We start from the raw sequence: 24,750 nt of genomic DNA, 5'->3' as shown, positions 1-24,750 counted from the left end.
AAGGTGTCGTTTTGCCATTTTTAATACTCTCATTTAGAAGAATAAAAACAAGAACGAATTAAAAATTTCTGTGTATTAATTATCTTCTATTATTAAGATTCTTAACTGTACTCTTAGGAATAAAACAACTCTAAAAATATAAATAAACTGATGCTGTCCTTTAGAAGGAAGCATGACTAAATAATCAAAACTCAAAAATGTTATTTGATTTATGTAAGATTCTTCGGTGTCTATTCTAATGCGAATGCTCTGAATGATAAACCCCCTCTAAACGAAAGAATGCCTCGAAACAGATACATATTATAAAACAGAAAAAGCTGTAGTATAAAACCACAGCCCTTTCCTTTATATCGACTAATAATATAAAATTCTTTTTCTTTCTTATTTCTTACGTTTCGTATTCAAAATGAAGAATAAAATCTGCACCACTAACAAGAAGATCATTGCTACAATTTGCATGTGTACTACTTGTTCTAAACTATCGTGAAAAAAGATAACTAATCCCATTTGAAGCATTCCGAAGACTCCAGAAATTACTACAGGAACAAACTGGTCTAAGGATAAATAGTAATACGCAAAGATGTTGGATATGGCAAACAAGCCAGTTGCTAAAGCGTATTTCCATAACAATGGAGCCATGGCTAAATAGCTATCTCCAAATAATATGGTAATTGCAGTTTCTGGAAACAATGCACAACCAATTACGATTGCTGTTGCAATTGCTGCGATGTAACCAACATATTTAAATAAAATTGGCGCGGTTTCTTTTCCTTCTTTTTTAAGCTGAACGACTGTTGGTAATAACAACATGACAAACATCCAAGCTACGAAGTAAACAATACGACCTATTAAGGCTAATGAAGCATATAATCCTGCGTCGTACGCATCAAAGTAATGTTTCACTAATAAGATGTCACTATTGTTAATTATAATCTGTGTGAACTCGTAAAACGCTGTAATGATAAAAAAGCTTCTTACTTGTTTCGACTGGCTTGCTTCTATAGCAATCGTCTTTTTAAAGTTTAAATTTTTAAATTTAAAAGGCACTAATCCAAATCCGAAAGAGATTAAAATACCAATTGCAATCACCACCGAAGATTGTATATCAAACAAGAAGATTAAGGCTAAAGTGATTATTAATCTGCTTAACATTTCGGCTTGATAGGTAATCGATAAAGATTTAAATTCTTTTTTTCCTTGAAACACACCTCGATTCACACTCATTAAAAAGTATAAAGGCACTCCAATTCCAAAAATAGTAAACATGCTAGAAGACGATGTATTAAAAAGGCCTTGTAGTTGGTTTGCAAATACAATGATTAACGCTCCTAATCCTAATCCAACTATCGTTGCATTTTTATAAATCTTGGAGACGAAATTTTTAAACGTATCGTTTTCAAAAACCACTGAAAATTTTGCAGTTACTAATTGAAAGGTCATCGCTACAAAAGATAATACTAATAAAAAGGTAATTAACACTGCTGCATCTGCAAATTGTGCTGGACCTAATACACGACCTAAAATAAGATTGTACAAATAATTTCCTCCATTTACAGCTAATACACTTAGCATAAACACTTGTTCTGGAGTTATTTTTTTCGATTTTAGTATAGATAAAGCTTGCATCTTTTTCTGCTGTTTTTGTTAGAATTAATTAGGCTACGTTTGGGTATTTAAAATCTTCGTAAACATCTTTACAACCATAACCAACTACAAAAAACATATTGTTACTTTGTATTGCATTGGTATACATTTCTTTTAATGTGTTCATTCCAGATGCATCAATTTCGGTAACCTTATCAATATCTAAAGTCACTTCTTTATTCGTATTTAAAAAAACACGGAAGTGATTTTTAAAACTACTTAATGTGTTTATATTTAATACTCCTTCTAATATAATGGTGTTGTCTTGTTGTGTAATTGTTAGTGCCATAATTGTTATTTTTGTTTTGTTTGTGTCTGATTTCTGATGCAAAGATGCAATGGAAAGCTATGAGATTCCATTGAATTTCGACGAGTGGACCATTGCTGTAGATGAATGAATGAAAAGGAATGCCTAACTTGCAAATGATTAAAAACCAGAACATGAAACTTAAATTTTTTGCCCTACTCACCTTATTATTAACTGCCTTTTTTAGCCATGCGCAAGACATGCAAGAAGGCTTTACCTATTTAGAAACTGGCAAGTACGCTAAAGCGGAAACGTTTTTTCAAAATATATTAAAAGAACATCCAGACAATAAAACGGCAAGACTATGTTATGGTCGTGCTATTGGATTAAACGGAAAACCAGAAGCAGCGAATACCCTTTTTACAAACCTATTAGCAGATTACCCAACCGATTTTGAGGTGAAACTAAATTATGGAGAGTCTTTATTATGGAATAGCAATTTCCCAAAAGCCAAAACCTATTTTAAAGGTTTAATCGATGAAGATCCTAAAAGCTTTCCTGCATTATTAAGTTATGCCAATACACTTTCTAATTTAAAAGAATATGAAGATGCTTTAAAATATGTAGATAAAGCTTTAGAGGTTTTACCAGGAAATCCAAATGCATTAACCTCTAAAAAATATATGTATTTAGGCTATGCGTATCAAAAACAGCAATCGCAAAAATACGATGAAGCAGAAGAATTACTAAAAGAAAACCTTACACTATTTGATAATGATAAAGACACCTTATTAAACTTAGCCAATTTATATTTAATTGCCAATCGTTTAGAGGATGCCAAAGCAACCTATGACATTTTAGCTGAAAATCCTGAAAATAAAATCACAGCATTAAACGGTTTAGCATTAGTTTCGCATTTAAACGGAAAAGAAAAAGAGGCCTTACAATTAAGTAATCAAGCTTTTGAAAGTTTAGGAAGTGATACCAATCCAAAATTAATACAACCAACTACCGAAAGACAAATTCAAGCTTTAATTTGGAACAAGAAATACAAAACAGCAGATACACTTATTAATAATTTAATAGAAACCAAACCTAACGAAAACTGGTTATTAGCTTTACGTGCTACCCTTAATATTTATAAAAGTGATTTTAAAAAGAGTGTCAAAGATTACGACCAAATTTTAGTGAATGATAGTACTTCTTTTGATGGGAACTTAGGAAACGCAAATGCTTTAAAAGCTTTAGGTAAATATGAAGCTGCTTATACCTCTGCAGAAAACACCTTAAAGTTTTACGACAATCAAAAAGATGCGACCAACTTTATTAAAAACCTCAACACTACATTTACCCCTTTTTACGAAGGAAAAACATCCTATACCTTTGATAATGGCGATAACGAAGCATTTGCGTTTAACAACAATTTAGAATTTCCGTTTTCTACAAAATTTAAAGTATTAGCAAGCTATAATTACAGAAACACCACCAATGCTGTTACTAATAACGATGCAACTTCTAACGACTTTAGTTTAGGTTTATCTTATCAATTATTACCAAATGTAACCTTTAAAGGTACCGCAGGATTTACCTCTGCAAAAGCAACTACAAATGATTATACCCAACTATTAACCGATGTATCCTTTAATATTAAACCTTTTAAATTACAAGATTTAACGGTTGGTTACAAACGTGAATTACAAAGTTTTAATGCCGAATTATTAGATCGTGAAATCGTGCAAAACAACTATTATGCAAACTATAGTTTAAACACAAACTTTAACTTAGGTTGGTTTACACAATACTTTTATACCAGCCAAAGTGATAGCAATGCCAGAAACCTATTGTTTACTTCTTTATACTATAACATTTTACCAAAACCATCGCTTAAAGCTGGTGTAAACTACCAATACATCACCTTTAAAAACCAAGTACCAACGGTGTATTTCTCACCAGAAACTTTTAATGCTGTAGAGGTTTTTGCAAATCTTATTAAAGACGAAAACATAGCAAAACCTAAAGAATGGTTTTACGAATTGACTGCAGCAACAGGATTACAATATATTGAAGACGATAAAAGTCAAAGTACCTACAGAATACAAGGGAAGCTAGGTTATAAATTCTCCGACCGTTGTATGGCAAACCTATTTGGTACACGAAGTAATATTGCTTCTGCAACTGCTGCCGGTTTTACTTTTAATGAGATTGGATTACGTTTTAAATGGTTGTTGTTTGAAAAGCCTGTTTTTAGGGAGTAGGATATATTCTTCAAGCTTTTACTAGCTCAAATAAAAAGAGGTAATTCAGTCGTAACTCCTTCTGAATGACAACTCAAATTCTGTCATATAGAGTACAGAAAAGCATCTCATGTAATGAAAATTTCCATTACATGAGATGCTTCTGTTATTCCATTATAATCTAATCGAAACTCCTTTAGTATAACTCCAGCTCTCCTATTTATTAATTTTCTAGGAAGTCCTTTATTTCACCATTTTCAGTAAACGTCTGAATTTTAGGTTCTCCATTTTCATCAACATAAATCATCATTTTTGGTGCACCATCAGGTCCTGCTAAAAATAATCCAGAACTGTTTCCTTTTGTTTTACCAATAAACAAACGGTTTACAGCACCTTCTTTTTCCATTAACGCATTTATTTTTTCTTTGCGTTCTTCTTTATCTTCAATCGTTCTTAATTGTTTAAGCTTTTCATTTCTTTCGTCTACATTAGAACCTACGGGATATTGATTGATAGAAAGCCCTCTTTTAATATATGCTATACCATTAGAATAATACTCATCGTTTAGTATTTGTACTACTTGATCGTCTTTGTAATTGTCCATTGTGAAAGACATCCCAGAGATAATTTTCCCATCTTTTTCTTCCGTTTGAAATACTAAACCTCCACATTCATCTCCTTCGTTATTAAAGAAAATAAGTCCAGAAAGACGTTCTCTTTTTTCCCATTCTTTCCCATTCATTCTTCCTGGATGCTGTCTACTTTCATTACTAAGCACCATTCTAGGTAAATTATCTTCACCAATAACAGTGATTTTTTTCACGATGAGCTCATCAAACTATTCCGTTATATCTTTATTACTAACACTACTTATAGCAAAAAAGGAAATAACGCATGCACTTAAAATAGCATAAGCAATAAGGAAGTTAATTTTTCTTTCTAGTTTTTTGAGGAAGGAATTGTTGGTCGTATGATTTTTGGTTTAAAAAATTATAATCTGTTTTAAATATATTTCTTGTATTTACGAATTGAAATTTCATGAAAATGAGATGCTTCCGTTATTCGATTTCCATCGAAACTCCTTATCAATGACAATTCAAACTAGTACATTTTTCCTTTAAAATAAGACCAAAAAAAAGGCAAGAACCCTCGCTCTTGCCTTTAGTAGAAACCAACTTATAAGCTATTATTAGTTTTTAGGTTCCTACGCTATCAATAAATAATTAGTGTTACTTCACGAGTAACTTCAAGGGACTATATTGGGTTTGTGAACTTATTATTTTACAGATGTATAAACCAGAACTTAGATTATTTCTTTCTATTGCTATTTGGTTTTTTCCTGCTTGTGCTTTTACTGTATTATGAAATACTACTTTACCTAATTGGTTATAGATAACTAGTTGTACTGTTTCATTTTGATTGGTACTAAAGTGAATGTTAGATGCATTTTGCATTGGATTTGGATACGCTTTTACAGAAGTGGTTGTTGTTTCTGTTTCAAAATCATTTACAGATAAGGTATTTCCTGTAGAGAAACGTACATCTTGTACATGCATTTCTTTTGCTGTTCTTGTTCCGTCTTCGCTTACCATGGTAAATACTATGGTAACCACATCATTTGCTTGTAATTCGGTATTTAATACAGATGCAAATGCTGAAAAAGGTATTGCAAAACTTTGGTAATTCTCTGTTAAAGCAATAGTTGTTTTGTATTGCTCTTCCCAATTCGTGATGCTTTGTTTTACTAAAGTAATTTCTAAGTTTCCTGTCCCTTTTGCTTTAAGTTTAAAGTTATCGTAACTAGTTACATCTACTGCTTTAAAACGTGGTGTTAATGCTCTGTAAGCTGCAAAATAAGTACTTGTATATGCACTTAATGTTAGGTTTCTTTCTATTGGGAAATCTGCTGTATCAAAATTATTTGTATTTGGCGAAATAGCGTAGTTAGTAACTTCTGTACTGGATTGCGAATCGTCAATTCCCCAAGGGCCATCCGACATAAATAAATCATCTGGTGTGTTTATGCCATCTCCAATTCTAAATCCGACATCAAATAAATTTCCTGTTGGTACTTGAATTTCTGTAATGTAATTTTCGTTTAAATTCAGGTTTGAAGATGTATAGTTAAAGTCGCTAGTTTCTGTTTCTCTAAAACCAGAATCGAAAGTTACATTTTCGGTTGCATTGGTATTTATTATTTGAAGATCTAAAGCGCCATTGTTATACTTTCCTTTTCTTACAAAAACGGTTGGAGGCGTAGATAACTCGTAACCAGAAATTGGTTTTACTACTTCTAATAAGTTTAAGACTTCTTGAGACAAGCCATATAAATCATCTATAGAATTTGACCAAATTTGAAAGTTATAAAAGGTTACATTTTCTTCATATACATCTAAATTCCAGTGACTTTCTATTGCAAAATTATTATCGTTGTTAGCTACTTTAGCAGATAAGCTTAAAACATATTCAAAAGAACCATCTGCATTTTTTATAATGGATTTAATAAACGCTTGTTCATTGATATCTATGGTAGAAACCGAAATTAATTCTGCTCCTAATAACCTATCGCAAATATATTTTGTGTGTTCATAAACTCCGTTTTCTGTTTTTAAAGCTAATATAGAAGCTACAGATGCATCGTTTTGCATATAATCTACAGCGTATACTTCTGTTGCATTGGTAATGTTTAATAAGTCTGTAGGTGTAGATTCTACTGCATAATCTTCGTTAATAGTTGTTAATGGTACAAAGTCCTGTAATTGAAAATCATTGGTTGTTCTGCTCGTATAATTTACAGGATTTGGAGTAACACGTTTTGCCGACTTTTGGTCAAACGCATAGCTCTTTTTAGCACGATTAAAATTACGTTTGCTGATCGCTTCCGATAATCTTCCGTTACTTTCTAAACCACCATCGTTAGCTGTTGTTGGAGGCGCAATCACTTCGCAGCTACCAAAACCAGAACAAGAAGGATCTTCACAATCTATTAAACCATCGCCATCATCATCAATACCGTTATCGCAAATCTCTTGTGCTACAGGAGCTGTAGGACAACGTGCACCATCGTTACTAGAACTTGATGGTCCGAATGCAAATAAATTAGAGTCCATAGTAGATGTCGTGTTTAAATCTTGAACGCTTTGTATCACGTAAACAGTTCCTGTTTGATTTGCCGATACGTAAAAACGACCATCTGCATCAAAATAAACGGCTCCGTACGTATAGTTTAATCCAGATAAAATTGGCACTTCACCTAAAGCTTGTACCACACTTGTTGTAGGATCTATTCTATATAAAATATTTGAAGTTTTTTCTACTGCATATATATTACCATCTACTGCATTAAAAGCCCAATCATGAATGCTAATATTTTGCGTTAAATTTTCTGTAGATAGGTATTGTGCATAGGTTGCTGAGTCTGGATTTAAATCAATTTTAAAATAGCTTTTTCCGCCAGCTTTAAAATAATAAATACCGTCCGGACTAATATCTCCAACATACTTATTTCCTGTTGTTAATTCTGGTATTGTAAAAGAAGTTGTTTGAAAATCTTTACCAATTCTAACAATTGTTTTAGAAGGTGTACTTAAATATCCCCAAATAAAACCATCTGCAGGATTATAAGCTGTAGCATTAATATTCCCAGGTGTAATATCTGTTGCAGCTAAGAAAGAATTACCAGATGCCAAGTCTATTGCGTACACATCATTACGTTGAAACAAGTAAGCACTAAAATCGCAATTAAAAGGGGTATTCTGTGCTTGTATTGTTATGCTAAACAACACTACTGCTAAGATTACTATTTGATTTTTTAAGATGTGTAATTTTGTTATCATGGTTTCTTTATTTCTTATTTACAGTACAAATCTACTAGTATAACCTGCTTTAAAATGTATTTTTCGTTTCGTGAAGCTTTAGTGTAGACGAATGGTAAGTATATATAGATAAGCTATTTTAAATTATAGCTTTACAAAGATGTTTGTTACGTAATTACTACCTGTTTCATCTTCTTTTGAAGAAATACCAAAGTCGGTATAGCTTGGATTCTCTATAGCTTCTTTATGTCCTTCACTATTTAACCACGCGTTTACTATAGATGCAGCACTACTATACCCATAGCCTACATTTTCTGAAACCTTTTTGGCATTTACGGCATCTCTTAAATTTTGAGAACGCGCACTAAAATGATCATGACTAATAACACCTTGAGTAGCCATATATTGATTATGTACAATTGCTTCTTTGGATGCTGCATTAAGAATATTTAAAGTATTAAGTCCTTGTGAAATTCTGTGCGCATTAATAAGCTCTGCAATTTCATAATCTAATGTTGTGTATGTTACATTTACAACTTCTGTTGTAGAATTTCCTGAAGCACTAACTTCCTCTTCAACAGAGCAAGACATTAAAAATGTATTTAATAAAACGGCTGTAATAACTACTAATTTTTTCATCGTGATTGGTTTAATTTGATGACAAAACTATTAGGAAAGCGAGTTCCGTTTTATGTTTTTCGATTAGCGCAATTTAAAGTGTAGACGAGTGGTGTTTTTTTTTAGATAAAGGATTAGAACATTCATTTACCGATAATTAGAAGCAAAAAAAAAAGACAAAAGTTTCCTTTTGCCTTTTTTACCCTAATTAATCATTCAATCCCTTAAAAGATTACACTTCGAAAGTAGAAGGATTAAAAGTATTTGTTGTTTTTAAAAATGCTTGAAAAAAAGTTTAAGACAAAAGTGCTAATAAAATCGTTGTAATACCTATAACAGATTTAAACGCTTCATTAACTCTGGTCTATTCGATCTGCTTACAGGAATAACATCCTTTTTAATAAGCACACTGTTATCTTCAATATCTATAATTTTTTGAATATTTATTATATAAGATCGGTGCACTTTTAAGAACAAATCGTCTGGTAGTTTGTCTTCTATTTTCTTTAAAGTAGAATGTACGGTATAGTTTTTATCTTCGGTTTTAACTTGAATATAATCTCCTTTTGCTTCCACTAAATAAATACTTGGTATGTCTATTTTAATTAAGCGTCTGTCTATATTTACATACAAATCGTTACCAGAAGTAGCTTCTACTTTTTCCGTTTTTGATTGTATTGCAACCGGTTTGCTTTGTTTCGCTTCGGCTTTACCTATAGCCTTATTAAAACGTTCTTGTGTTATTGGTTTTACCAAATAATCGACAATACAATCGTACTCAAAAGCTTGGATTGCAAAGTTAGGATCGGATGTGGTAAGTATTATTTTTGGCGGATTTTTTAGTGTTTCAATAAAATCGAAACCTGTAAAATCTGGCATATGTATATCTAAGAAAATTAAATCAACTTCGTTTTGATTTAAGTATTTAATGGCTTGCATTGCATTAGGAAACTCTTCTAAAACATTAAGACTTGGTACGTTTGAGCATAATTGAGAAATAATCATTCTTGCAGTAGCTTCGTCGTCAATTACAATACAATTCATATGGTATATTTAAATTTCTTCTAGATATTCTGTTATGCTGTTTAAGATAGTTTCAAATGCTTCTTTCTGGTTTGTAGTACCTTCCAGTAAATTATTTTCGTACACTACCGCAACTTCATAACCTTTTTCGAGCCCTAAAATACTAATTTTATGTTTAAGTTTATGCACATTATCTGCTGCTAACTTATAATTTTTAGCATTGTAGTTATTAAGATACACCTGTTTCTCTTCTGGAAACTCTTTTTTAATAACATCTATTAGTTTTTGTTTAAAGGCTTCATCACCTCCAGACAGGCTGTTAATGTAAGATTGATTAGGTTGTTCCATTTGGGGATTTTTTTAAGGTGAAATAAAAAGTGGTTCCTAAATTGACTTGTGATTCTAGCCATATTTTGCCACCATATAATTCGACAATTTTCTTTACTATAGATAATCCTATTCCTGAGGATTCTGGATTGTTTTCTAACTTTTCAAAGGTTTTAAAAATTTTATTAAAGTAGGTTTCTTCAATACCTTTTCCGTTATCTTTTATATAAAATTGCCAATATTTATCTTGATCTTCTACTCCAATATCAATAGTTCCTTGAGCTTTATCATTATACTTTATAGCATTACCAATTAAGTTTTGAAACAGTTGTTGTAGTCTGTATTTATCGCCTTTAATTATTGGTAAATTGGTTTTTGTAATACGAATATGATCTGGAGTATGAATACTATTTATTATTTCTTCAATGAGATTATTTACATCTACTTCATAAACTTTAATTCGATTTTTTCCAATGGTTGAATATTCTAAAATACCACTAATTAAGGTATCCATTTTTTCCACATTGGTTCGTATCAGTTTTAATGTGTTTTTTCCGTTATCATCTAATTCTTCTTCATAATCTTGCAACAACCAAGCGGTTAATGTATCTATACTACGTAATGGTGATTTTAAATCGTGAGATACCATGTGCGCATAATCGCTAAGTTCTTGATTTTGATGCGCAAGTTCGTTTAGCATGGATTGCTTTTGCTTGTTCATCTTTACAATTTCTTTAGTTTGATTATCAATAAAATCTACCAAATTAGAACCTGTTAATTCTACTTCTTCTTCTTTTTCGTCTTCTTTTAAATTATAAAATTTTAGAGTATCAATAACACTTTTAAGTTTATCAATAACTTCCTTTTGCTCGTCTGCTTCCTTTTGTAATTTTCTATTAGCAACATATAACTCATCAGAGCTAATAGCCATTGCTCTTTGAATCATGACAGACTGTTCATCAAAATTATTATAAGACAAATCTACAGCATTAATAAACGCTGTTATACCCTCATTGTTTTTTAAGTCGTCGCTTAAAAACTTACGAATTTGTCTTTTTAATAATGAATTCATTATTCACTTATTAACGTTATGGTCATGGTTTGATTGTGTAATTGGCAAGCCATTTCGCCATGAAAAGGAGCAATTTCTCCGTAAGAATAAAAACCACTAGTTATGGTGTCTTTACCTATAACTTCAATGACTTCTTCAATTTCTTCTTCCACACGTTGATCTAATACTAACTTTCTACCAATACAGCTAACTAATATTGCTAGTTCTGGTTTGTTTTTTCTGTATTCTAATGCTTGTCTTGCTGCGCGTTCTGATGCGTTTGCAATATTATCTACATTGGTCATCATTAACTGCACTTTAGAGTTTTCTTTAATATCTCCTGCTAAGATTACAGCGTTGTCTTCTTCATTTATATTTAAAATAGACCTAACAATAGATTGTTTTTCGTCTGTAGAGGTTACATTTAAAGGATACAACAAAGCAGCTCCTGGTAAGTCTTTTGCTTTATCTCCTAAATATTTTTTGTACAAATCTAGTGCTGGCAGCCCATCTAACTCATATAAAATATTGCCTTTAGATTTAGTCACAATACGTTCTGGACCAAATGGTGTCCATCCTCCATGAATGGAAAAAGATATTTCTAAGGTATCGCCATAAAAACCAACAGCAACTAATTCTCCTTCTTTCGGACTTTCATTATAAGAAGCTAATGTTTTTTCGAAACGTGCATCATCGCCACATAAACCTCCAGTTATAATTATATTATCGTCTGTAGAAGCACTCATCCCTTTGGTAAGTTGACTACCATTAATAAAGCTACCTTCAGATACTACAAATACATATTTTAAACCTTCTTGAGGCAATTGCTGAATAAGTTCGTTTCCTGTTTTATAGCTATCTAAATCTGCGTTTAAAACATTACTTGTTTTAATTATAAACGTACTTTTTTCAAACTCGATAGCAGTTATAGTAACGCTATCTTGATTTACAGTATTCGATGAAATTTCTGCACAAGAAGATGCAAAAACAATATGTCCATCTGGGAATAACTGTCTAATATCACTGTAAACAACTTGATCTTCTAACATATATCTATTACCAAAAACCAAGACTAAAGGTTCTTTTAAGTCCTGTTTTTCATTAACATATTCCCAATCTTTATTTTTATGTTTTACTAGTTGTACTGTTTTCATTATTATTTTTTTAATGTGAAATAAAAAGTGGTTCCTACCTTTGGCTCGCTATCTAACCAGATTTCACCTTCATGTAAATTGATGATTTTTTTAACGATAGATAAACCTATTCCCGAGGAATCTTTACTTTTCTTTAAGGAATGAAATATTTTAAATATTTTATCGTGATACTTTTTTTCAATACCAATTCCATTATCCTTAATAGAAAATTTATAATGACTTTTTAAATCTTCTACATCAATAATAATGCTACCACATTTTTTATCTATAAACTTAACAGAATTACTAATTAGGTTTTGAAATACCTGCTGTAATTTCGTTTTATCCCCATTGATGTTTGGTAAAACATGAAGACTTTTAATTTCTATATGATCCGGAATATATAAAATAGATACCAGCTCATTTACTAAGCTATTTAGATCTACGTCTGTTTTTAAAGAGGTATCTGCTCCTAGGCTAGAATAATTTAAAACATCTGTAATCAGTTGTTCCATTTTCTCTAAGGTAGTTTCTATAAGTCCGAAGTTTTGTAGACTTACCGCATCTAATTTACCTTGATTATCTTCTTTTAACCAGCTAACCAATGCGTGTATACTTCGTAAAGGAGATTTTAAATCATGCGAGACAATGTGTGCATATTCTTGAAGCTCATCATTACTTTTTTCTAGTTTTTCTAATAGTTTTTCTTTTTGAAGTTCTAGGTTCTTTGTTTCAGTAACATCTAAATGAATACCAATAGACCCAATTATTTCGCCATCTATATTATAGTTTGGTGCACCACTAACTAGCCAATGTCTAGTTTTTCCTTTTTTACATATTGCTTTAAACTCATAAGAACTTGACGCTCCTTCCTTTCGTTTTTGTCGTTCTGCTTTTAGTATTTCAGCGTCCTCTTTGGCAGCAAAAAGCTCTCTTGCATTTTTCCCTTTAACTTCCGCTTCGGTATAGCCAGACATTTTTTCAAAACTATGATTTACCATTAGGATTTGGTCGTTGTTATCCAACTCCATCATTCCTAAATTCATATTTGCTATAATATTGTAATACTTTTGCTTTTGTGCTTCTAGGCTTTTTCTATACGTTCTTTTTAGGGTAACATCTGTAAAGGTCCATAAATACCCTTTAGACTTTTCTCCTATTTTTATTGGTGTATAATTACGTTCTAATATTTTGCCATCTAGCATCTCTAACTCATCACCAAGTACTACTTTTTTCTCGGCATCAATAGTTTGCATCCTTTCTAAAAAAGCGTCCGAATTTTTAAATAAGACTTTGTTTTGTTCGGATGCAGCTTTACAATCTAAACCAACTAAATCTTTAGGCGCTGCATTAATATTAAAAAGCTCACAAAACTTATTATTGGTAAGTACTATATTTCTATTTTCATCTTCTAATACAATACCACTATCTAGATTTACAACAAGCGATGCTAATCTATTTTCAGATTCTATTAATTTTTCTTCGGATGCTTTTTGGTGGGTTATATCTCTAACAATGCCTTGTGCTGCAACTGGTTTTTTATCTTTATCAAAAATCATACTTGCATTTATGTGCACCCATTTAACCTCTTTAGATTTGGTGTACACTCTTGCTTCGTAGTTTTTAAAATATCCTTTTGTTTGTAGTTCCATAAAGGAAGAGACGGCGTATACATAGTCTTCTTTATAAACAAGATCTACAACGTTCACTTCATCTCTACTAATATCGTAACCAAATAACTTGGTTGCCGCTTCATTAAATTTTATAAAATTTCCTTGTATATCCATAACTACGTATGCATCTACAATATTTTCGAATACCCCTTGAAGTTGTGAAGATTTTTCGTCTAGAAGTTCTTCTAGTTTTTGGGATGTTAAATATAAATCTCTTGATCTTTCTTCAAGAATTTTTTCGGCTTCTTTTCTTGCCGCTTTTTCTCTTTTTAAAGCACGTTGTAATATTTCTGATTGATTTTGACTCATTAATTTTTATGAATAATAAATCTAACTTCCGTTCCGTCTTCTTTAATTTTTTCTAATTCTATTTTCGCTGTTGCATTAAAATGCTCAAACGTTTTGTTCATTAAGCCTAAACCAAAGTGATGCATTGCTCTACTGGATGTGTAGATCATTATTAAGGAATTCTCTGTTTTTTCTACGACTTCAAAAGTCGGCAATTCTGCATCTGGATATATTTTTCTTACCTCAACATGAATATGGTTCTCTATAGAAGAAATCATTTCTATTGGATCTTTATAAGTAGCTAAAAGGCCTGGATAACTTTTTTCAATCACACTAAAAAAGTGCTCTGCATATACTAAAAGTAAATTATCAATAGATATGCCTGTGTTTTCACTTAAGTGTTGTAATAGTTGAAGCATTTCAGAAAAACTATACGTTCCTACTGCTGTATAAATACCTTCAGATTCTAATTTAGAATTAGAGATAATGTTATCTACCATTTCTAGTCCAAATTTATCTTCTACTAACTCTAAAAACTCCGTAAAAACAATCCCTTTCATCTTATACTACTATTAATTCATTTATACTCCAATATGCTAATAATTTTTCAATTTTACTAACATAATCCTCATACTTTAATGGTTTTAAAACATATCCTGCAACTCCAATTTTATAACATTCCAACAAATCTTTTTGATTATTAGAAGTCGTTAAAATAATAGTAGGGATGTATTTTAAAACATCGTCACTTTTCAAAATACTTAAAAACTCGATTCCATTAATTTTAGGCATATTTAAATCTAACAAAATAATATCAGGTAAGTTATCTTTTTGCTCTAAGATTTCTAGAGCTTCTTCACCATTATTTGCTTCAATAATTTTATGATCTAATTTTAATGTTGAAATTGTTCTGTTCAATTTCATTACTTCAATCATATCATCTTCAATAAGAAGTATTTTAAGTTTTTTCACCATTACGAAGGGATTTGTTTAATCTTTACAAAATTAACTTTATTGCAGGATTAACACTTTTTAATTCGATTAGAGTGATTTTAATGTCGACGGATAACCCTTTAGTGTCGACGAATGGTTTTATTCGAAAAGGCTAATAGAATGCAGCGTTGTTAGCAGATTACTTTGAGAATGCTGTTTTAATGTTTTTAAATCTGTAAAAAACTCTAGAGGAAAATTTTTTAATTGCTTGTCTTGTAAGTTCATTTCCAGATAATTAATAAACTCTAAATTTCTTATATTTTTATTTAAAGAATACCTTTCTATAGTTTTTAAGTTAAATTCTTTATCCTCTTCTTTTAATTGATCTTTATAAACCGAAGCATGGCTTTTAGATCTTTTTTTATTTTTACTTTGTATATTCAAAAATAATCGAGGGGAAATTTTTATTTTTAACATGGTTTTGTTTGGATTAACTATCACAAAACTAACCGAAGACTATCCTGATTTTTAAAATATTCTTTTAACAAACCATGTCTATAGTTAAAAAGAAAAGAAGTGTAGACGAATGGTGTTTTAAACCCATAAATCCCTGTTATTAAACATGATATTGCATTTACACTTTTACAGATGCAGCAAAAAAGCAACATATAAATTAATAAACAGCTTCATTTTCAAAGAATCCACGGACTATTGTTAAGTTAATGCTCTTTTTATAATTACTACTAATTATACACACTCACAACAGCAATAAAACAGTGTTTTTACCACTCAATACTCTATAAGTTTATTCCCACAACCTAAAAATAAATAATGAAAAAATTACTTTTTAACGTAAATAATCGCTCTTTATCGTGTTTTCTGCTTTATATTTGCAATTTTAAAACTATTTTATAAGAAGAAAGCGATAACTTATAAATTCAAACCTACCCAAACCATGAAAGATGTTTATAATAAATTACTTCATATTTCGAATAAACAAACATCTATATCAAATCCTTTTTTAGATTCCATCCAAAAATCTATTGCAATCGGGTCATGGGAAGTAAATCTTGAAACGATGCAAATTAGTTGGAGTCCTATGACTAAATTCATTCATGAAGTGCCACAGGACTATGCACCTAATGTTGAAGAAGCCTTAAGTTTTTATGAAGAAGGACATCATAGAGATTTAATCGCTGTATTATTTGATAAGGCTGTAAATAAAGGTGAAGAATTTGATCAAGAATTTTTATTGCGAACAGCTAAAAATAATTTAAAATGGGTGAGATCTATTGGCTACCCTATTATAGAAAATAATAAAACAGTTAAAATACTTGGTGTTTTTCAAGATGTTACAGAAAAAACAAATACTTATAAAGAACTTGAATACAAGGAAAAATTAATTAGTACTACCTTAGAGAATGCACCTAACGGAATGGCATTAGTAGGATTAAAAGGGGAAATTCTACATCTAAACAAAAAATTTTGTGATTATTTAGGTTACTCCAAAGTAGAGTTAATACATACTAATGTAAACAAACTCTCCTATCCAGATGACATCAACATTATACCAATGCACACTAATGAAATGATTAATGGTATAAAAGATAGTTTTGAATGTGAAAAAAGATATCTAAAAAAAGATGGATCCATCATTTACTGTTTACTATCTGTTTCTATACTTAGAGATGAAGCAAATAAACCACTGCATTTTATATCTAACATTATCGATATAACGAAAAGTAAAGAGGTAAATAAAAAAATTGCATCCCTACTACAAACTACAAAAAGTCAAAATACAAGGCTTCAAAATTTCGCACATATAGTATCTCATAATTTAAGATCCCATTCTGGTAATTTAGAAATGTTACTAGAATTAATGAAAGAAGAAATTCCAGAATCAACTAAAAATGAGTTCTTCCCTTTAATAAACGAAGCGGTAAATAAATTAAGCGAAACCATTCAAAATTTAAATGAAGTAGCGAATATAAATACAAAACAAAAGCAAGTATTAGAAAGTAATAATCTATTAGACTTTACCAATAATGCATTAGGAACTTTTAGAGCTGAAATAATAGAAACAAAAGCTAAAGTTAATATAGAAATTAATAAAACAATAGAAGTATTAGCCGTTCCAGCTTATTTAGAGAGCATTTTATTAAATTTTGTATCTAATGCTATTAAATATAAAAAAGAAGACTTAGACCCTGTAATTAACATTAATGCCGAGAAGGTAAAAAATTACATTAAAATAAAGATTGAAGACAATGGTCGTGGCATAAACCTAGATTTACATAAAGATAAAATTTTTGGTTTGTATAAAACATTTCACAATCATGAAGATGCTAGAGGCTTAGGACTTTACATTACCAAAAATCAAATTGATGCCATGAACGGTAAAGTTGAAGTAACTAGTAAAGTAAATATTGGTACAACTTTCACAATATATTTAAAATATGAAGCAAATTAATTCCGTCTGTTTAATTGATGATGACCCTATTTTCATTTTTGCTATTAAAAGGATTTTTAAGACATCTAATGTATGTGAAAATTTTACCGTGTATAATAACGGTGAAGATGCCATTAGTGGATTACTACAAACTATAGGGGCTGGAAAAGATATTCCCGATCTTATTTTATTAGATTTAAATATGCCAATAATGGATGGATGGCAATTTCTAGATGAATTTGTTAAATTGAAAATGTCTGAAAACATCACATTATATATTGTAAGCTCCTCGGTAGATCCAGTTGATTTTATGAAAGCTAAAGAATATGAACTAATAAAAGATTTTTTAGTAAAACCAATAACAAGTGAAACGTTAATGAGTCTTGCTAAAGATTTAGAACCTAATTAAACACTACTTCCTTCTTTTGCAAAGTGTATTTTCAACTCTTATAGCGTGTCAGTGAATCATTCTACACTATTTTAAGCGCTTGATTTACATATTAGTATTACAAAAACAACCTTGACTTTACTCCATAAAAAAAGCCACTATTTCTAGTGGCTTATTCTAACTTGCTCCTCTTCTAAGACTCGAACTTAGGACCCTCTGATTAACAGTCAGATGCTCTAACCAACTGAGCTAAAGAGGAGTGTTATTCGCTTTTGCGAGCGCAAATATATGTATACTTTTTAATTACCACAAATCTTTTTTGAAAAAATTTTAAATTATTTTAACCAGTCCTGTATTGCCTTAAATGCATCGTTACCATTTGCAAATAAAACTAAAGCTATAAGTAAAACAAAACCAACCAATTGCGCATATTCCATAAATTTATCTCCTGGTTTTCTACCTGAAATAATTTCATATAATAAAAACATTACATGACCTCCATCTAGTGCAGGAATTGGCAATAAATTTAAAACACCAAGCATAATAGATAAGAAAGCTGTCATTTTCCAGAACACTTGCCAGTTCCATTGTGATGGAAACATTTGTCCGATAGCAGCAAAACCTCCAATTTGTGAAGCTCCCTTTTTAGTAAATATATATTGAAACTGTGCTAAATAATCTTTAATCTCCCAATACCCTTTACTAATACCTCCTGAAACACTTTCACCTAAAGAGTATTCTCGCTGATTTACTTTTACAAAATCTGGATCTGTTCTTTTTACCGCAATACCAACCTTATTGTCTTCGGTTGGTGTTAAAGTGAATTTCTTTGTTTCGTTATTACGCTCTACTTCTAAAACAATATCCTTAGTGGCACTGTTTTTTAATTGATACGTGAAATCTGAAAAATAAGTTATAGGATTTCCATTTACAGCAACAATTTTATCTTGCGCCATTAGCCCTGCTTTTTCTGCAGGTAAACCTGGTTCTACTTCTTCTACTTGAAAAGGAGAACGTGGTTCAAAAGCTGGTAAGTCTCCTGCTGCAAAAAGTTGTTTCCCTATATCTTCAGGAATTGCAAGATCTTCAATAGCGCCATTGGTATGTTCTACTTGAATGGTTTCAATATTTCTAAACATTAAATATTTACTAACGTCTTCAGATAAATTTTCAATTGGTTCACCATCTACAGAAACAATTTTATCTCCTTGTTGAAAACCATAATTCTCCATGGTTTTACTAACGCCGTAACCATATTTTACATCGTCTTTTTGAATATAAACAGTTCCCCAAACAAATAATATAACCATGTAAAGGAAGAATGCCAATACAAAGTTCATAAAAACACCACCTAGCATGATGATTAAACGCTGCCAAGTTGGCTTAGAACGAAACTCCCAAGGTTGTGGTGGTTTAGCCATTTGTTCTTTATCCATACTCTCATCTATCATTCCAGCGATTTTTACATAACCTCCAAGGGGTAACCAACCAATACCATAAACGGTTTCGCCAATTTTTTTCTTGAATAAAGAGAATTTTACATCGAAGAATAAGTAGAACTTCTCCACTTTTGTTTTAAACAATTTTGCAGGAATAAAATGTCCTAGTTCATGCAAAACAACTAATATAGAAAGGCTCAAAAATAACTGAGCGGCTTTTATTATAAATACAGTCATGTATTGGGTTTTATTTGTAACGTGCAAAAGTAAGCTTTTATGCTTACTAAAAAAAACATGAATATGTATTGCTTAATCCTTTAACAGCCTTTTATGAAAAACCCCTTGATTTGTAGAAAATTTCACAAAGTGAACACCAGAAGACAAATTTTCGGTATTAATCGTTTCTCTATAATCCATTTCCAACACTAACTTTCCTAAAACATCGAATATTTGAATAGTATTAATTGTTAATGCATCTGGTTTTTCTAACTTAATATAGCTTGTGGTTGGGTTAGGATACATCAATAAACTTCTTGCAATTTCAAATGTATTCGTGTTTAGCGTTAAGTTGTTATTTTTAGAAATTAAATCTACATCTGGATCAAAAAGTATTTCGCTTATGGTAAAATTTACGGTTTCTACAAAAGTTTCCCCTGAAAAGGTATTATCTAAAACGATATCTAACACCTCTCCATTAGTACCCATAATGCGTATTGGAATAGGTACTTCAAAATAACTGACAGAACCATCACTTTGGGTTTGATTTACTTGAAATTGAAGTTGGTTTGTATTAATCCAATTCGCATTTATAGTATAACTTGGATATCCTTCATTGTAAATCCAATCGTTAAAAAACTCGGTTAAATCCTGACCACTAGCAGCTTCCAATTTTTCTATATAATCTGGTGTTTTCGCATAATTATAAGCCAAATTCGAATCACTTAAATAATCTTGCATACCTTGATAAAAATCAGCATCACCCACTTTTTTCCTAAGCATGTGTAATACCATTGCTCCTTTATTATAACTTAATCTACTGCTAAAAATTCTACCAACACTTGTAGTGTCTGTATCTGCCAAATACACAGCTCCGTCTGTTTGTGATGTAATAGAATTTACTCGTCCTTGTTTCCAGCTTTTAAAACTTTCTTCACCATCAAAATCTTCAATTACTAGTCCAGATAAATAAGTAGCAAAACCTTCGTTTAACCAAATATCTTTCCAACTGCCACAAGTAATTTTATCGCCAAACCATTGGTGTGCTAATTCGTGTGCTATTAAACTTCTTCCAAAGCTTCCCATAAAAGAAACCGTGGTATGCTCCATTCCTCCTCCCCAACCAAATTGGGCATGTCCATATTTTTCGGAAGCATATGGGTATTCTTCAAACTTAGTGGAAAATAACTCCATAATATCTACTGTAACTGCTGTACTTTCTTGCACAGAATCGAAGTCTTCGGGATACACATAGTTTACAATTTCAAAAGGGTTTCCGTTATTAGGAACGGTATGTGAATACACTTCATAATTAGTTGCAGCAATAGCTATTAAATAAGCAGGAATAGGAAACTCGTGTTTATAATGTGTTGTTTTACTTGCCCCATTTAAGGTTTGACTTTGCTCTACACCATTACTAACAGCAATATATTCTTCGCCTTGTGCATTGAATTGCGGCGTGGTGATATATACATCTATATTTTCAATTTTATCATTTAGATCTTGCTTACAAGGCCACCAACCTTTTGCTCCATAAGGCTCAGACAATGTCCAAATAATAGGATCACTATTATGTGTCGTTTGTGCAAAAGAACCAAAACCTGAACTTATTGGATTTCCAGAATAGGTGATTTCTACAATTCCTGTTTGCCCTGTATTAACAGTTGTTTGCAAAGTTATTACCAATTCATCATCTGTATTTTGCACATAAGTTAAAGCGTTTCCGTTTTGCAAAACTTGAGAAACAATCATATTATCTGCTAGGTCAAAAGTTACTTCTGTCATATTTTCCTTGGCAACAAAATGCGTGGTTACAACACCCAAAATACTTGCCACACTTGGATCTACAGTAAATTCTAATTTATGATAAATAACATCATAATTTCCGGTGTTCAAGTTTACTCTTTGCGTATAAATTCTATTGGAAGCAGATTTAGCTTCGGCCTCAACAAGTGAATGTAAATCTTCGTCAAAGGTTTGAGAAAAAGAAGAACTGATAGATAACAAGGTGATCAACAAAAAATAATATTTCATTTCAATAGCTTTTTTAAGAATTTAAAGTTACAATATTTAGTTTTAACTTATGTAACCATTATTACCTGTACCCCATAAAATAATTTGTAATTTTGTACCACAAAATACTTCTTATGCTTTCGTTTTTTAAGGACTACAAATATTTTGCTATTGTTTTAGCAATACTATCCATCATTATAATTACTATTTTCTATAATATTTTAAAAGTAGAGAAAGTACTTCCTATTTACCAACCCGCTTTAGTGAATCCAGAACTAGTAGATAGTACGATGCAATACGTGAAAAAATATCATAAAATAGCAGACTTTAGCCTTACTAATCAAAATGGAAAAACAATTACGCAAGAAGATTATAAAGATAAAATATATGTAGCTGATTTCTTTTTTACAACCTGTCAAACTATTTGTCCTGTAATGACAGATAACATGAATCAAATTCAAAAAGAAATTTTAAATGATGATGATGTGATGCTACTATCGCATTCTGTAACTCCTAAAATAGATAGTGTAGCACAATTAAAACGTTATGCATTAAAAAAAGGAGTAAATGATGCAAAATGGAATTTAGTAACTGGAGACAAAAAACAAATCTATGCCCTTGCTAGAAAAAGTTACTTGGCGGTAAAAACCTTCGGAAATGGGGATGCGTATGATATGATACATACAGAAAACTTTATACTTGTAGATAAAAAGCGACAAATTAGAGGTTTTTATGATGGTACTAACCTTGAAGAAATAGAACAACTTATTCAAGATATTAAAATCCTAAAAAAAGAATATAAATAGTTTATTCAGTAACAATTTTTTTAGCTACTACTTTTATATTACATTTGCTTCTTTAAAATCAATCTAAATAAGCTTGCAAGTAACTATAGCACATCTTAAACGTGGAGAACAAGGCATTATTACAGATGTTTCTTCTGCACATATTCCATTGAAACTCTTAGAAATGGGTTGTCTTCCTGGGAATACTGTTGAACTTTTACAGGTTGCTCCTTTTCAAGATCCAATGTACTTAAACATTAATGGAACGCATTTAGCAATTAGAAAAGAAACGGCAAGTCATATATTAATAGAAAAAATAATCCATGAGTAAACAAATAAATGTTGCACTTATTGGAAACCCAAATACAGGGAAAACTTCTGTATTTAACGCACTTACTGGTTTACACCAAAAAGTGGGGAACTATCCAGGAATTACAGTCGAGAAAAAAGAAGGTATCTGCAAACTACCTCGTGGTGTGAAAGCACACATTATCGATTTACCAGGAACTTATAGTTTAAATGCTTCGTCTTTAGATGAAAATGTAGTTATAGAATTACTTTTAAATAAAACGGATAAAGACTATCCAGACGTTGCCATAGTAGTAAGTGACGTAGAAAACTTAAAAAGAAACTTACTTCTTTTTACTCAGATTAAAGATTTAGAAATCCCTTGTATTCTGGTAATTAATATGTCGGACAGAATGCGATACAAAGGTATTTCGTTAGATATTGATTATTTAGAAGAACAACTAAAAACCAAAATCGCTTTAATAAGCACGCGTAAAAACGAAGGTATTGACAAGCTAAAACAACTCATTGCTAATTATAAAGAATTATCTATTACGCCTTGTTTGCATGCTTCAGAAATTGATAAAGAATATTTTGACAGGTTACGTCAAGCATTTCCAAATCAACTTTTATACAAACTATGGCTAGTAATTACACAAGATGTAAATTTTGGTAAAACAAGCAGACAAGAAATTGAAGCTATTGCTAGTTTTAAAACAAAATCTAAAGGCGACCTAAAAAGACTACAGCAAAAGGAAACCATAAAACGTTACCAGTTTATAAATAATACGCTTAAAAAAGGGCAAACCATAGATGCAAGCCAAGCGAAAGGTTTACGTGCAAAATTAGATAGAGTACTAACCCATAAAGTTTGGGGTTACGTTATTTTTGCAGTCATTTTATTAACTATTTTTCAAGCAATTTACGATTGGTCTAGCATACCAATGGATTTTATAGATACTACATTTGCTTCTTTAAGCGAGTGGACCAAAAACGTATTACCAGCAGGTGCTTTCACCAATTTAATTGCAGAAGGTATTATTCCTGGACTTGGTGGAATTGTTATTTTTATTCCACAAATTGCATTCTTATTTCTGTTTATTGCCGTCTTAGAAGAAAGTGGTTATATGAGTCGTGTGGTATTTTTAATGGACAGAATCATGCGTCGTTTTGGTTTAAGCGGAAAAAGTGTTGTGCCCCTAATTTCGGGTACTGCTTGTGCTATTCCTGCAATTATGGCAACTAGAAATATTGAAAGCTGGAAAGAACGATTAATCACTATTTTAGTAACACCTTTTACTACTTGTGCCGCAAGGTTACCGGTATATTTAATTATCATTGCTTTGGTAATTCCAGAAGGGCGAATATTAGGTTTAAGCTACCAAGCACTAACACTAATGCTATTATACCTAATAGGGTTTGGAACTGCTATTACCTCAGCATACATCCTAAATAAAGTACTAAAAATAAAGAATAAAACCTTCTTTGTTGTAGAAATGCCAAACTACAAATTACCACTTATAAAAAATGTTGCCTTAACGGTTTTAGAAAAAACAAAATCTTTTGTATTTGGAGCAGGTAAAATAATTCTAGCAATCTCTATTGTACTTTGGTTTTTAGCATCATACGGACCAGGAGAAAACTTTAATAATGCGGAAGAAATTATTAAAACAGAATACGCTTCTCAAAACCTATCGGAAGATGAAATCAATCAAAAAGTAGCTTCACAAAAATTAGAACATTCTTATATTGGTATCACAGGAAGAGCTATCGAACCTGCTATAAGACCTTTAGGTTACGACTGGAAAATTGGTATTGCCATTGTTAGTTCGTTTGCTGCTCGTGAAGTATTTGTTGGTACACTTGCAACTATTTACAGTGTTGGTAATGACGAAGAAGAGACCATTAAAAACAAAATGGCTAAAGAAATAAACCCAATTACTGGCGGACCATTATTTACATTGGCTTCTGGTATTTCACTATTACTTTTCTATGCCTTTGCCATGCAATGTATGAGTACATTAGCGATTGTTAAAAGAGAAACCAATTCATGGAAATGGCCAACCTTACAATTAATAATCATGACTGCTATTGCTTATATCGCAGCATTAATAGCCTATCAGTTTTTAAAGTGACCTAATTACATAGAAATTTTGTAAATTTATAGCACAATAAACGACCAATTA

At 31.1% G+C, this 24,750-nt stretch carries 21 protein-coding genes and 1 tRNA gene; 6 read left to right on the top strand and 16 right to left on the bottom strand.

Translation table 11 applies throughout. From position 1 onward, the window contains the following. Window positions 1-381: 381 nt before the first annotated feature. Both FG167_RS06255 and FG167_RS06250 read right to left on the bottom strand, forming a co-directional pair. Window positions 382-1,626 (bottom strand): oligosaccharide flippase family protein, encoded by a 1,245-nt coding sequence (locus tag FG167_RS06255; RefSeq protein ID WP_203460554.1) that lies wholly within the window; start codon window positions 1,624-1,626, stop codon window positions 382-384. A gap of 28 nt (window positions 1,627-1,654) precedes the next feature. Next, window positions 1,655-1,933, bottom strand: coding sequence for a lipid asymmetry maintenance protein MlaB (locus tag FG167_RS06250; protein ID WP_203460553.1), 279 nt, complete (start codon window positions 1,931-1,933; stop codon window positions 1,655-1,657). A gap of 152 nt (window positions 1,934-2,085) precedes the next feature. Between FG167_RS06250 and FG167_RS06245 the strand changes: the two genes are divergently transcribed. Then, window positions 2,086-4,146, top strand: coding sequence for a tetratricopeptide repeat protein (locus FG167_RS06245; protein WP_203460551.1), 2,061 nt, complete (start codon window positions 2,086-2,088; stop codon window positions 4,144-4,146). 202 nt (window positions 4,147-4,348) lie between these two features. On the opposite strand, the gene FG167_RS06240 is transcribed toward FG167_RS06245, so the two are convergent. The 11 genes from FG167_RS06240 to FG167_RS06190 form a co-directional block, all read right to left on the bottom strand. Then, on the bottom strand, window positions 4,349-4,948 hold the full coding sequence (locus FG167_RS06240) for a hypothetical protein (RefSeq protein WP_203460550.1): 600 nt from the start codon (window positions 4,946-4,948) through the stop codon (window positions 4,349-4,351). A 406-nt stretch (window positions 4,949-5,354) separates the two neighbouring features. Continuing rightward, window positions 5,355-7,961, bottom strand: a complete 2,607-nt coding sequence (locus FG167_RS06235) for a T9SS type A sorting domain-containing protein (RefSeq protein WP_203460548.1) — start codon at window positions 7,959-7,961, stop codon at window positions 5,355-5,357. Between the two features lie 123 nt (window positions 7,962-8,084). Next, window positions 8,085-8,579 (bottom strand): CAP domain-containing protein, encoded by a 495-nt coding sequence (locus FG167_RS06230; RefSeq protein ID WP_203460547.1) that lies wholly within the window; start codon window positions 8,577-8,579, stop codon window positions 8,085-8,087. Window positions 8,580-8,888: 309 nt separating this feature from the next. Further along, window positions 8,889-9,602 carry a LytTR family DNA-binding domain-containing protein gene (locus FG167_RS06225; protein WP_203460546.1) on the bottom strand — a complete coding sequence of 238 codons (714 nt, stop codon included), beginning with the start codon at window positions 9,600-9,602 and terminating at the stop codon, window positions 8,889-8,891. A 9-nt stretch (window positions 9,603-9,611) separates the two neighbouring features. Next, a complete protein-coding gene (locus FG167_RS06220; protein ID WP_203460544.1) occupies window positions 9,612-9,929 on the bottom strand; it encodes an Hpt domain-containing protein in 318 nt (105 codons plus the stop codon). Then, on the bottom strand, window positions 9,916-10,980 hold the full coding sequence (locus tag FG167_RS06215; RefSeq protein ID WP_203460543.1) for an ATP-binding protein: 1,065 nt from the start codon (window positions 10,978-10,980) through the stop codon (window positions 9,916-9,918). Before FG167_RS06215 ends, FG167_RS06220 begins: the two co-directional genes overlap by 14 nt. Further along, window positions 10,980-12,113, bottom strand: coding sequence for an FIST signal transduction protein (locus FG167_RS06210; RefSeq protein WP_203460541.1), 1,134 nt, complete (start codon window positions 12,111-12,113; stop codon window positions 10,980-10,982). Before FG167_RS06210 ends, FG167_RS06215 begins: the two co-directional genes overlap by 1 nt. Window positions 12,114-12,115: 2 nt before the next feature. Continuing rightward, on the bottom strand, window positions 12,116-14,074 hold the full coding sequence (locus FG167_RS06205; protein WP_203460540.1) for a PAS domain S-box protein: 1,959 nt from the start codon (window positions 14,072-14,074) through the stop codon (window positions 12,116-12,118). After that, complete coding sequence (locus tag FG167_RS06200; RefSeq protein ID WP_055444001.1) at window positions 14,074-14,613, bottom strand: heme NO-binding domain-containing protein; 540 nt, start codon at window positions 14,611-14,613, stop codon at window positions 14,074-14,076. Before FG167_RS06200 ends, FG167_RS06205 begins: the two co-directional genes overlap by 1 nt. 1 nt (window position 14,614) lies before the next feature. Beyond that, on the bottom strand, window positions 14,615-15,028 hold the full coding sequence (locus tag FG167_RS06195) for a response regulator (protein ID WP_055444002.1): 414 nt from the start codon (window positions 15,026-15,028) through the stop codon (window positions 14,615-14,617). A gap of 117 nt (window positions 15,029-15,145) precedes the next feature. After that, window positions 15,146-15,463, bottom strand: a complete 318-nt coding sequence (locus FG167_RS06190; RefSeq protein ID WP_203460539.1) for a hypothetical protein — start codon at window positions 15,461-15,463, stop codon at window positions 15,146-15,148. Window positions 15,464-15,941: 478 nt separating this feature from the next. Between FG167_RS06190 and FG167_RS06185 the strand changes: the two genes are divergently transcribed. Together FG167_RS06185 and FG167_RS06180 are read left to right on the top strand one after the other, a co-directional pair. Further along, window positions 15,942-17,456, top strand: a complete 1,515-nt coding sequence (locus FG167_RS06185) for a PAS domain-containing sensor histidine kinase (protein ID WP_203460538.1) — start codon at window positions 15,942-15,944, stop codon at window positions 17,454-17,456. Further along, complete coding sequence (locus FG167_RS06180; protein WP_203460537.1) at window positions 17,443-17,844, top strand: two-component system response regulator; 402 nt, start codon at window positions 17,443-17,445, stop codon at window positions 17,842-17,844. The genes FG167_RS06185 and FG167_RS06180 overlap by 14 nt, the downstream gene beginning before the upstream one ends. Before the next feature lie 164 nt (window positions 17,845-18,008). Here FG167_RS06180 and FG167_RS06175 read toward each other — a convergent pair. The 3 genes from FG167_RS06175 to FG167_RS06165 all read right to left on the bottom strand — a co-directional run bounded on the left by FG167_RS06175 (window position 18,009) and on the right by FG167_RS06165 (window position 21,512). Continuing rightward, window positions 18,009-18,082, bottom strand: a tRNA-Asn gene (locus FG167_RS06175). Window positions 18,083-18,158: 76 nt separating this feature from the next. After that, window positions 18,159-19,499: an RIP metalloprotease RseP gene (rseP, locus tag FG167_RS06170; protein ID WP_203460536.1), complete on the bottom strand. Its 1,341-nt coding sequence runs from the start codon at window positions 19,497-19,499 to the stop codon at window positions 18,159-18,161. 72 nt (window positions 19,500-19,571) lie between these two features. Further along, entirely contained in the window at window positions 19,572-21,512 is a 1,941-nt protein-coding gene (locus tag FG167_RS06165; protein ID WP_203460535.1) for a M1 family aminopeptidase, read from the bottom strand. A gap of 113 nt (window positions 21,513-21,625) precedes the next feature. Here FG167_RS06165 and FG167_RS06160 point away from each other — a divergent pair, with 113 nt between their 5' ends. The 3 genes from FG167_RS06160 (at window position 21,626) to feoB (ending at window position 24,699) form a co-directional block, all read left to right on the top strand. Beyond that, window positions 21,626-22,297, top strand: a complete 672-nt coding sequence (locus FG167_RS06160; RefSeq protein WP_203460534.1) for an SCO family protein — start codon at window positions 21,626-21,628, stop codon at window positions 22,295-22,297. A 73-nt stretch (window positions 22,298-22,370) separates the two neighbouring features. Continuing rightward, window positions 22,371-22,607 (top strand): FeoA family protein, encoded by a 237-nt coding sequence (locus FG167_RS06155; protein ID WP_055444009.1) that lies wholly within the window; start codon window positions 22,371-22,373, stop codon window positions 22,605-22,607. Further along, window positions 22,600-24,699, top strand: a complete 2,100-nt coding sequence (feoB, locus tag FG167_RS06150) for a ferrous iron transport protein B (protein WP_203460533.1) — start codon at window positions 22,600-22,602, stop codon at window positions 24,697-24,699. The genes FG167_RS06155 and feoB overlap by 8 nt, the downstream gene beginning before the upstream one ends. Window positions 24,700-24,750: the final 51 nt, after the last annotated feature.

The organism is Lacinutrix sp. WUR7 (assembly GCF_016864015.1).
GTDB lineage: Bacteria > Bacteroidota > Bacteroidia > Flavobacteriales > Flavobacteriaceae > Oceanihabitans.
Note: the sequence above shows the minus strand (reverse complement) of the source record. Positions and strands in the feature narration are given on the sequence as shown.

Excerpts from the sequence above, each read along its gene's own strand:
- FG167_RS06215 (WP_203460543.1), bottom strand. The coding sequence starts at position 10,980 with ATGAATTCATTATTAAAAAGACAAATTCGTAAGTTTTTAAGCGACGAC.
- feoB (WP_203460533.1), top strand. The coding sequence starts at position 22,600 with ATGAGTAAACAAATAAATGTTGCACTTATTGGAAACCCAAATACAGGG.
- FG167_RS06165 (WP_203460535.1), bottom strand. The coding sequence starts at position 21,512 with ATGAAATATTATTTTTTGTTGATCACCTTGTTATCTATCAGTTCTTCT.
- FG167_RS06210 (WP_203460541.1), bottom strand. The coding sequence starts at position 12,113 with ATGAAAACAGTACAACTAGTAAAACATAAAAATAAAGATTGGGAATAT.
- FG167_RS06220 (WP_203460544.1), bottom strand. The coding sequence starts at position 9,929 with ATGGAACAACCTAATCAATCTTACATTAACAGCCTGTCTGGAGGTGAT.
- FG167_RS06235 (WP_203460548.1), bottom strand. The coding sequence starts at position 7,961 with ATGATAACAAAATTACACATCTTAAAAAATCAAATAGTAATCTTAGCA.
- FG167_RS06230 (WP_203460547.1), bottom strand. The coding sequence starts at position 8,579 with ATGAAAAAATTAGTAGTTATTACAGCCGTTTTATTAAATACATTTTTA.
- FG167_RS06195 (WP_055444002.1), bottom strand. The coding sequence starts at position 15,028 with ATGGTGAAAAAACTTAAAATACTTCTTATTGAAGATGATATGATTGAA.
- FG167_RS06180 (WP_203460537.1), top strand. The coding sequence starts at position 17,443 with ATGAAGCAAATTAATTCCGTCTGTTTAATTGATGATGACCCTATTTTC.
- FG167_RS06255 (WP_203460554.1), bottom strand. The coding sequence starts at position 1,626 with ATGCAAGCTTTATCTATACTAAAATCGAAAAAAATAACTCCAGAACAA.
- FG167_RS06245 (WP_203460551.1), top strand. The coding sequence starts at position 2,086 with ATGAAACTTAAATTTTTTGCCCTACTCACCTTATTATTAACTGCCTTT.
- FG167_RS06190 (WP_203460539.1), bottom strand. The coding sequence starts at position 15,463 with ATGTTAAAAATAAAAATTTCCCCTCGATTATTTTTGAATATACAAAGT.
- FG167_RS06205 (WP_203460540.1), bottom strand. The coding sequence starts at position 14,074 with ATGAGTCAAAATCAATCAGAAATATTACAACGTGCTTTAAAAAGAGAA.
- FG167_RS06200 (WP_055444001.1), bottom strand. The coding sequence starts at position 14,613 with ATGAAAGGGATTGTTTTTACGGAGTTTTTAGAGTTAGTAGAAGATAAA.
- FG167_RS06250 (WP_203460553.1), bottom strand. The coding sequence starts at position 1,933 with ATGGCACTAACAATTACACAACAAGACAACACCATTATATTAGAAGGA.
- FG167_RS06160 (WP_203460534.1), top strand. The coding sequence starts at position 21,626 with ATGCTTTCGTTTTTTAAGGACTACAAATATTTTGCTATTGTTTTAGCA.
- rseP (WP_203460536.1), bottom strand. The coding sequence starts at position 19,499 with ATGACTGTATTTATAATAAAAGCCGCTCAGTTATTTTTGAGCCTTTCT.
- FG167_RS06185 (WP_203460538.1), top strand. The coding sequence starts at position 15,942 with ATGAAAGATGTTTATAATAAATTACTTCATATTTCGAATAAACAAACA.
- FG167_RS06225 (WP_203460546.1), bottom strand. The coding sequence starts at position 9,602 with ATGAATTGTATTGTAATTGACGACGAAGCTACTGCAAGAATGATTATT.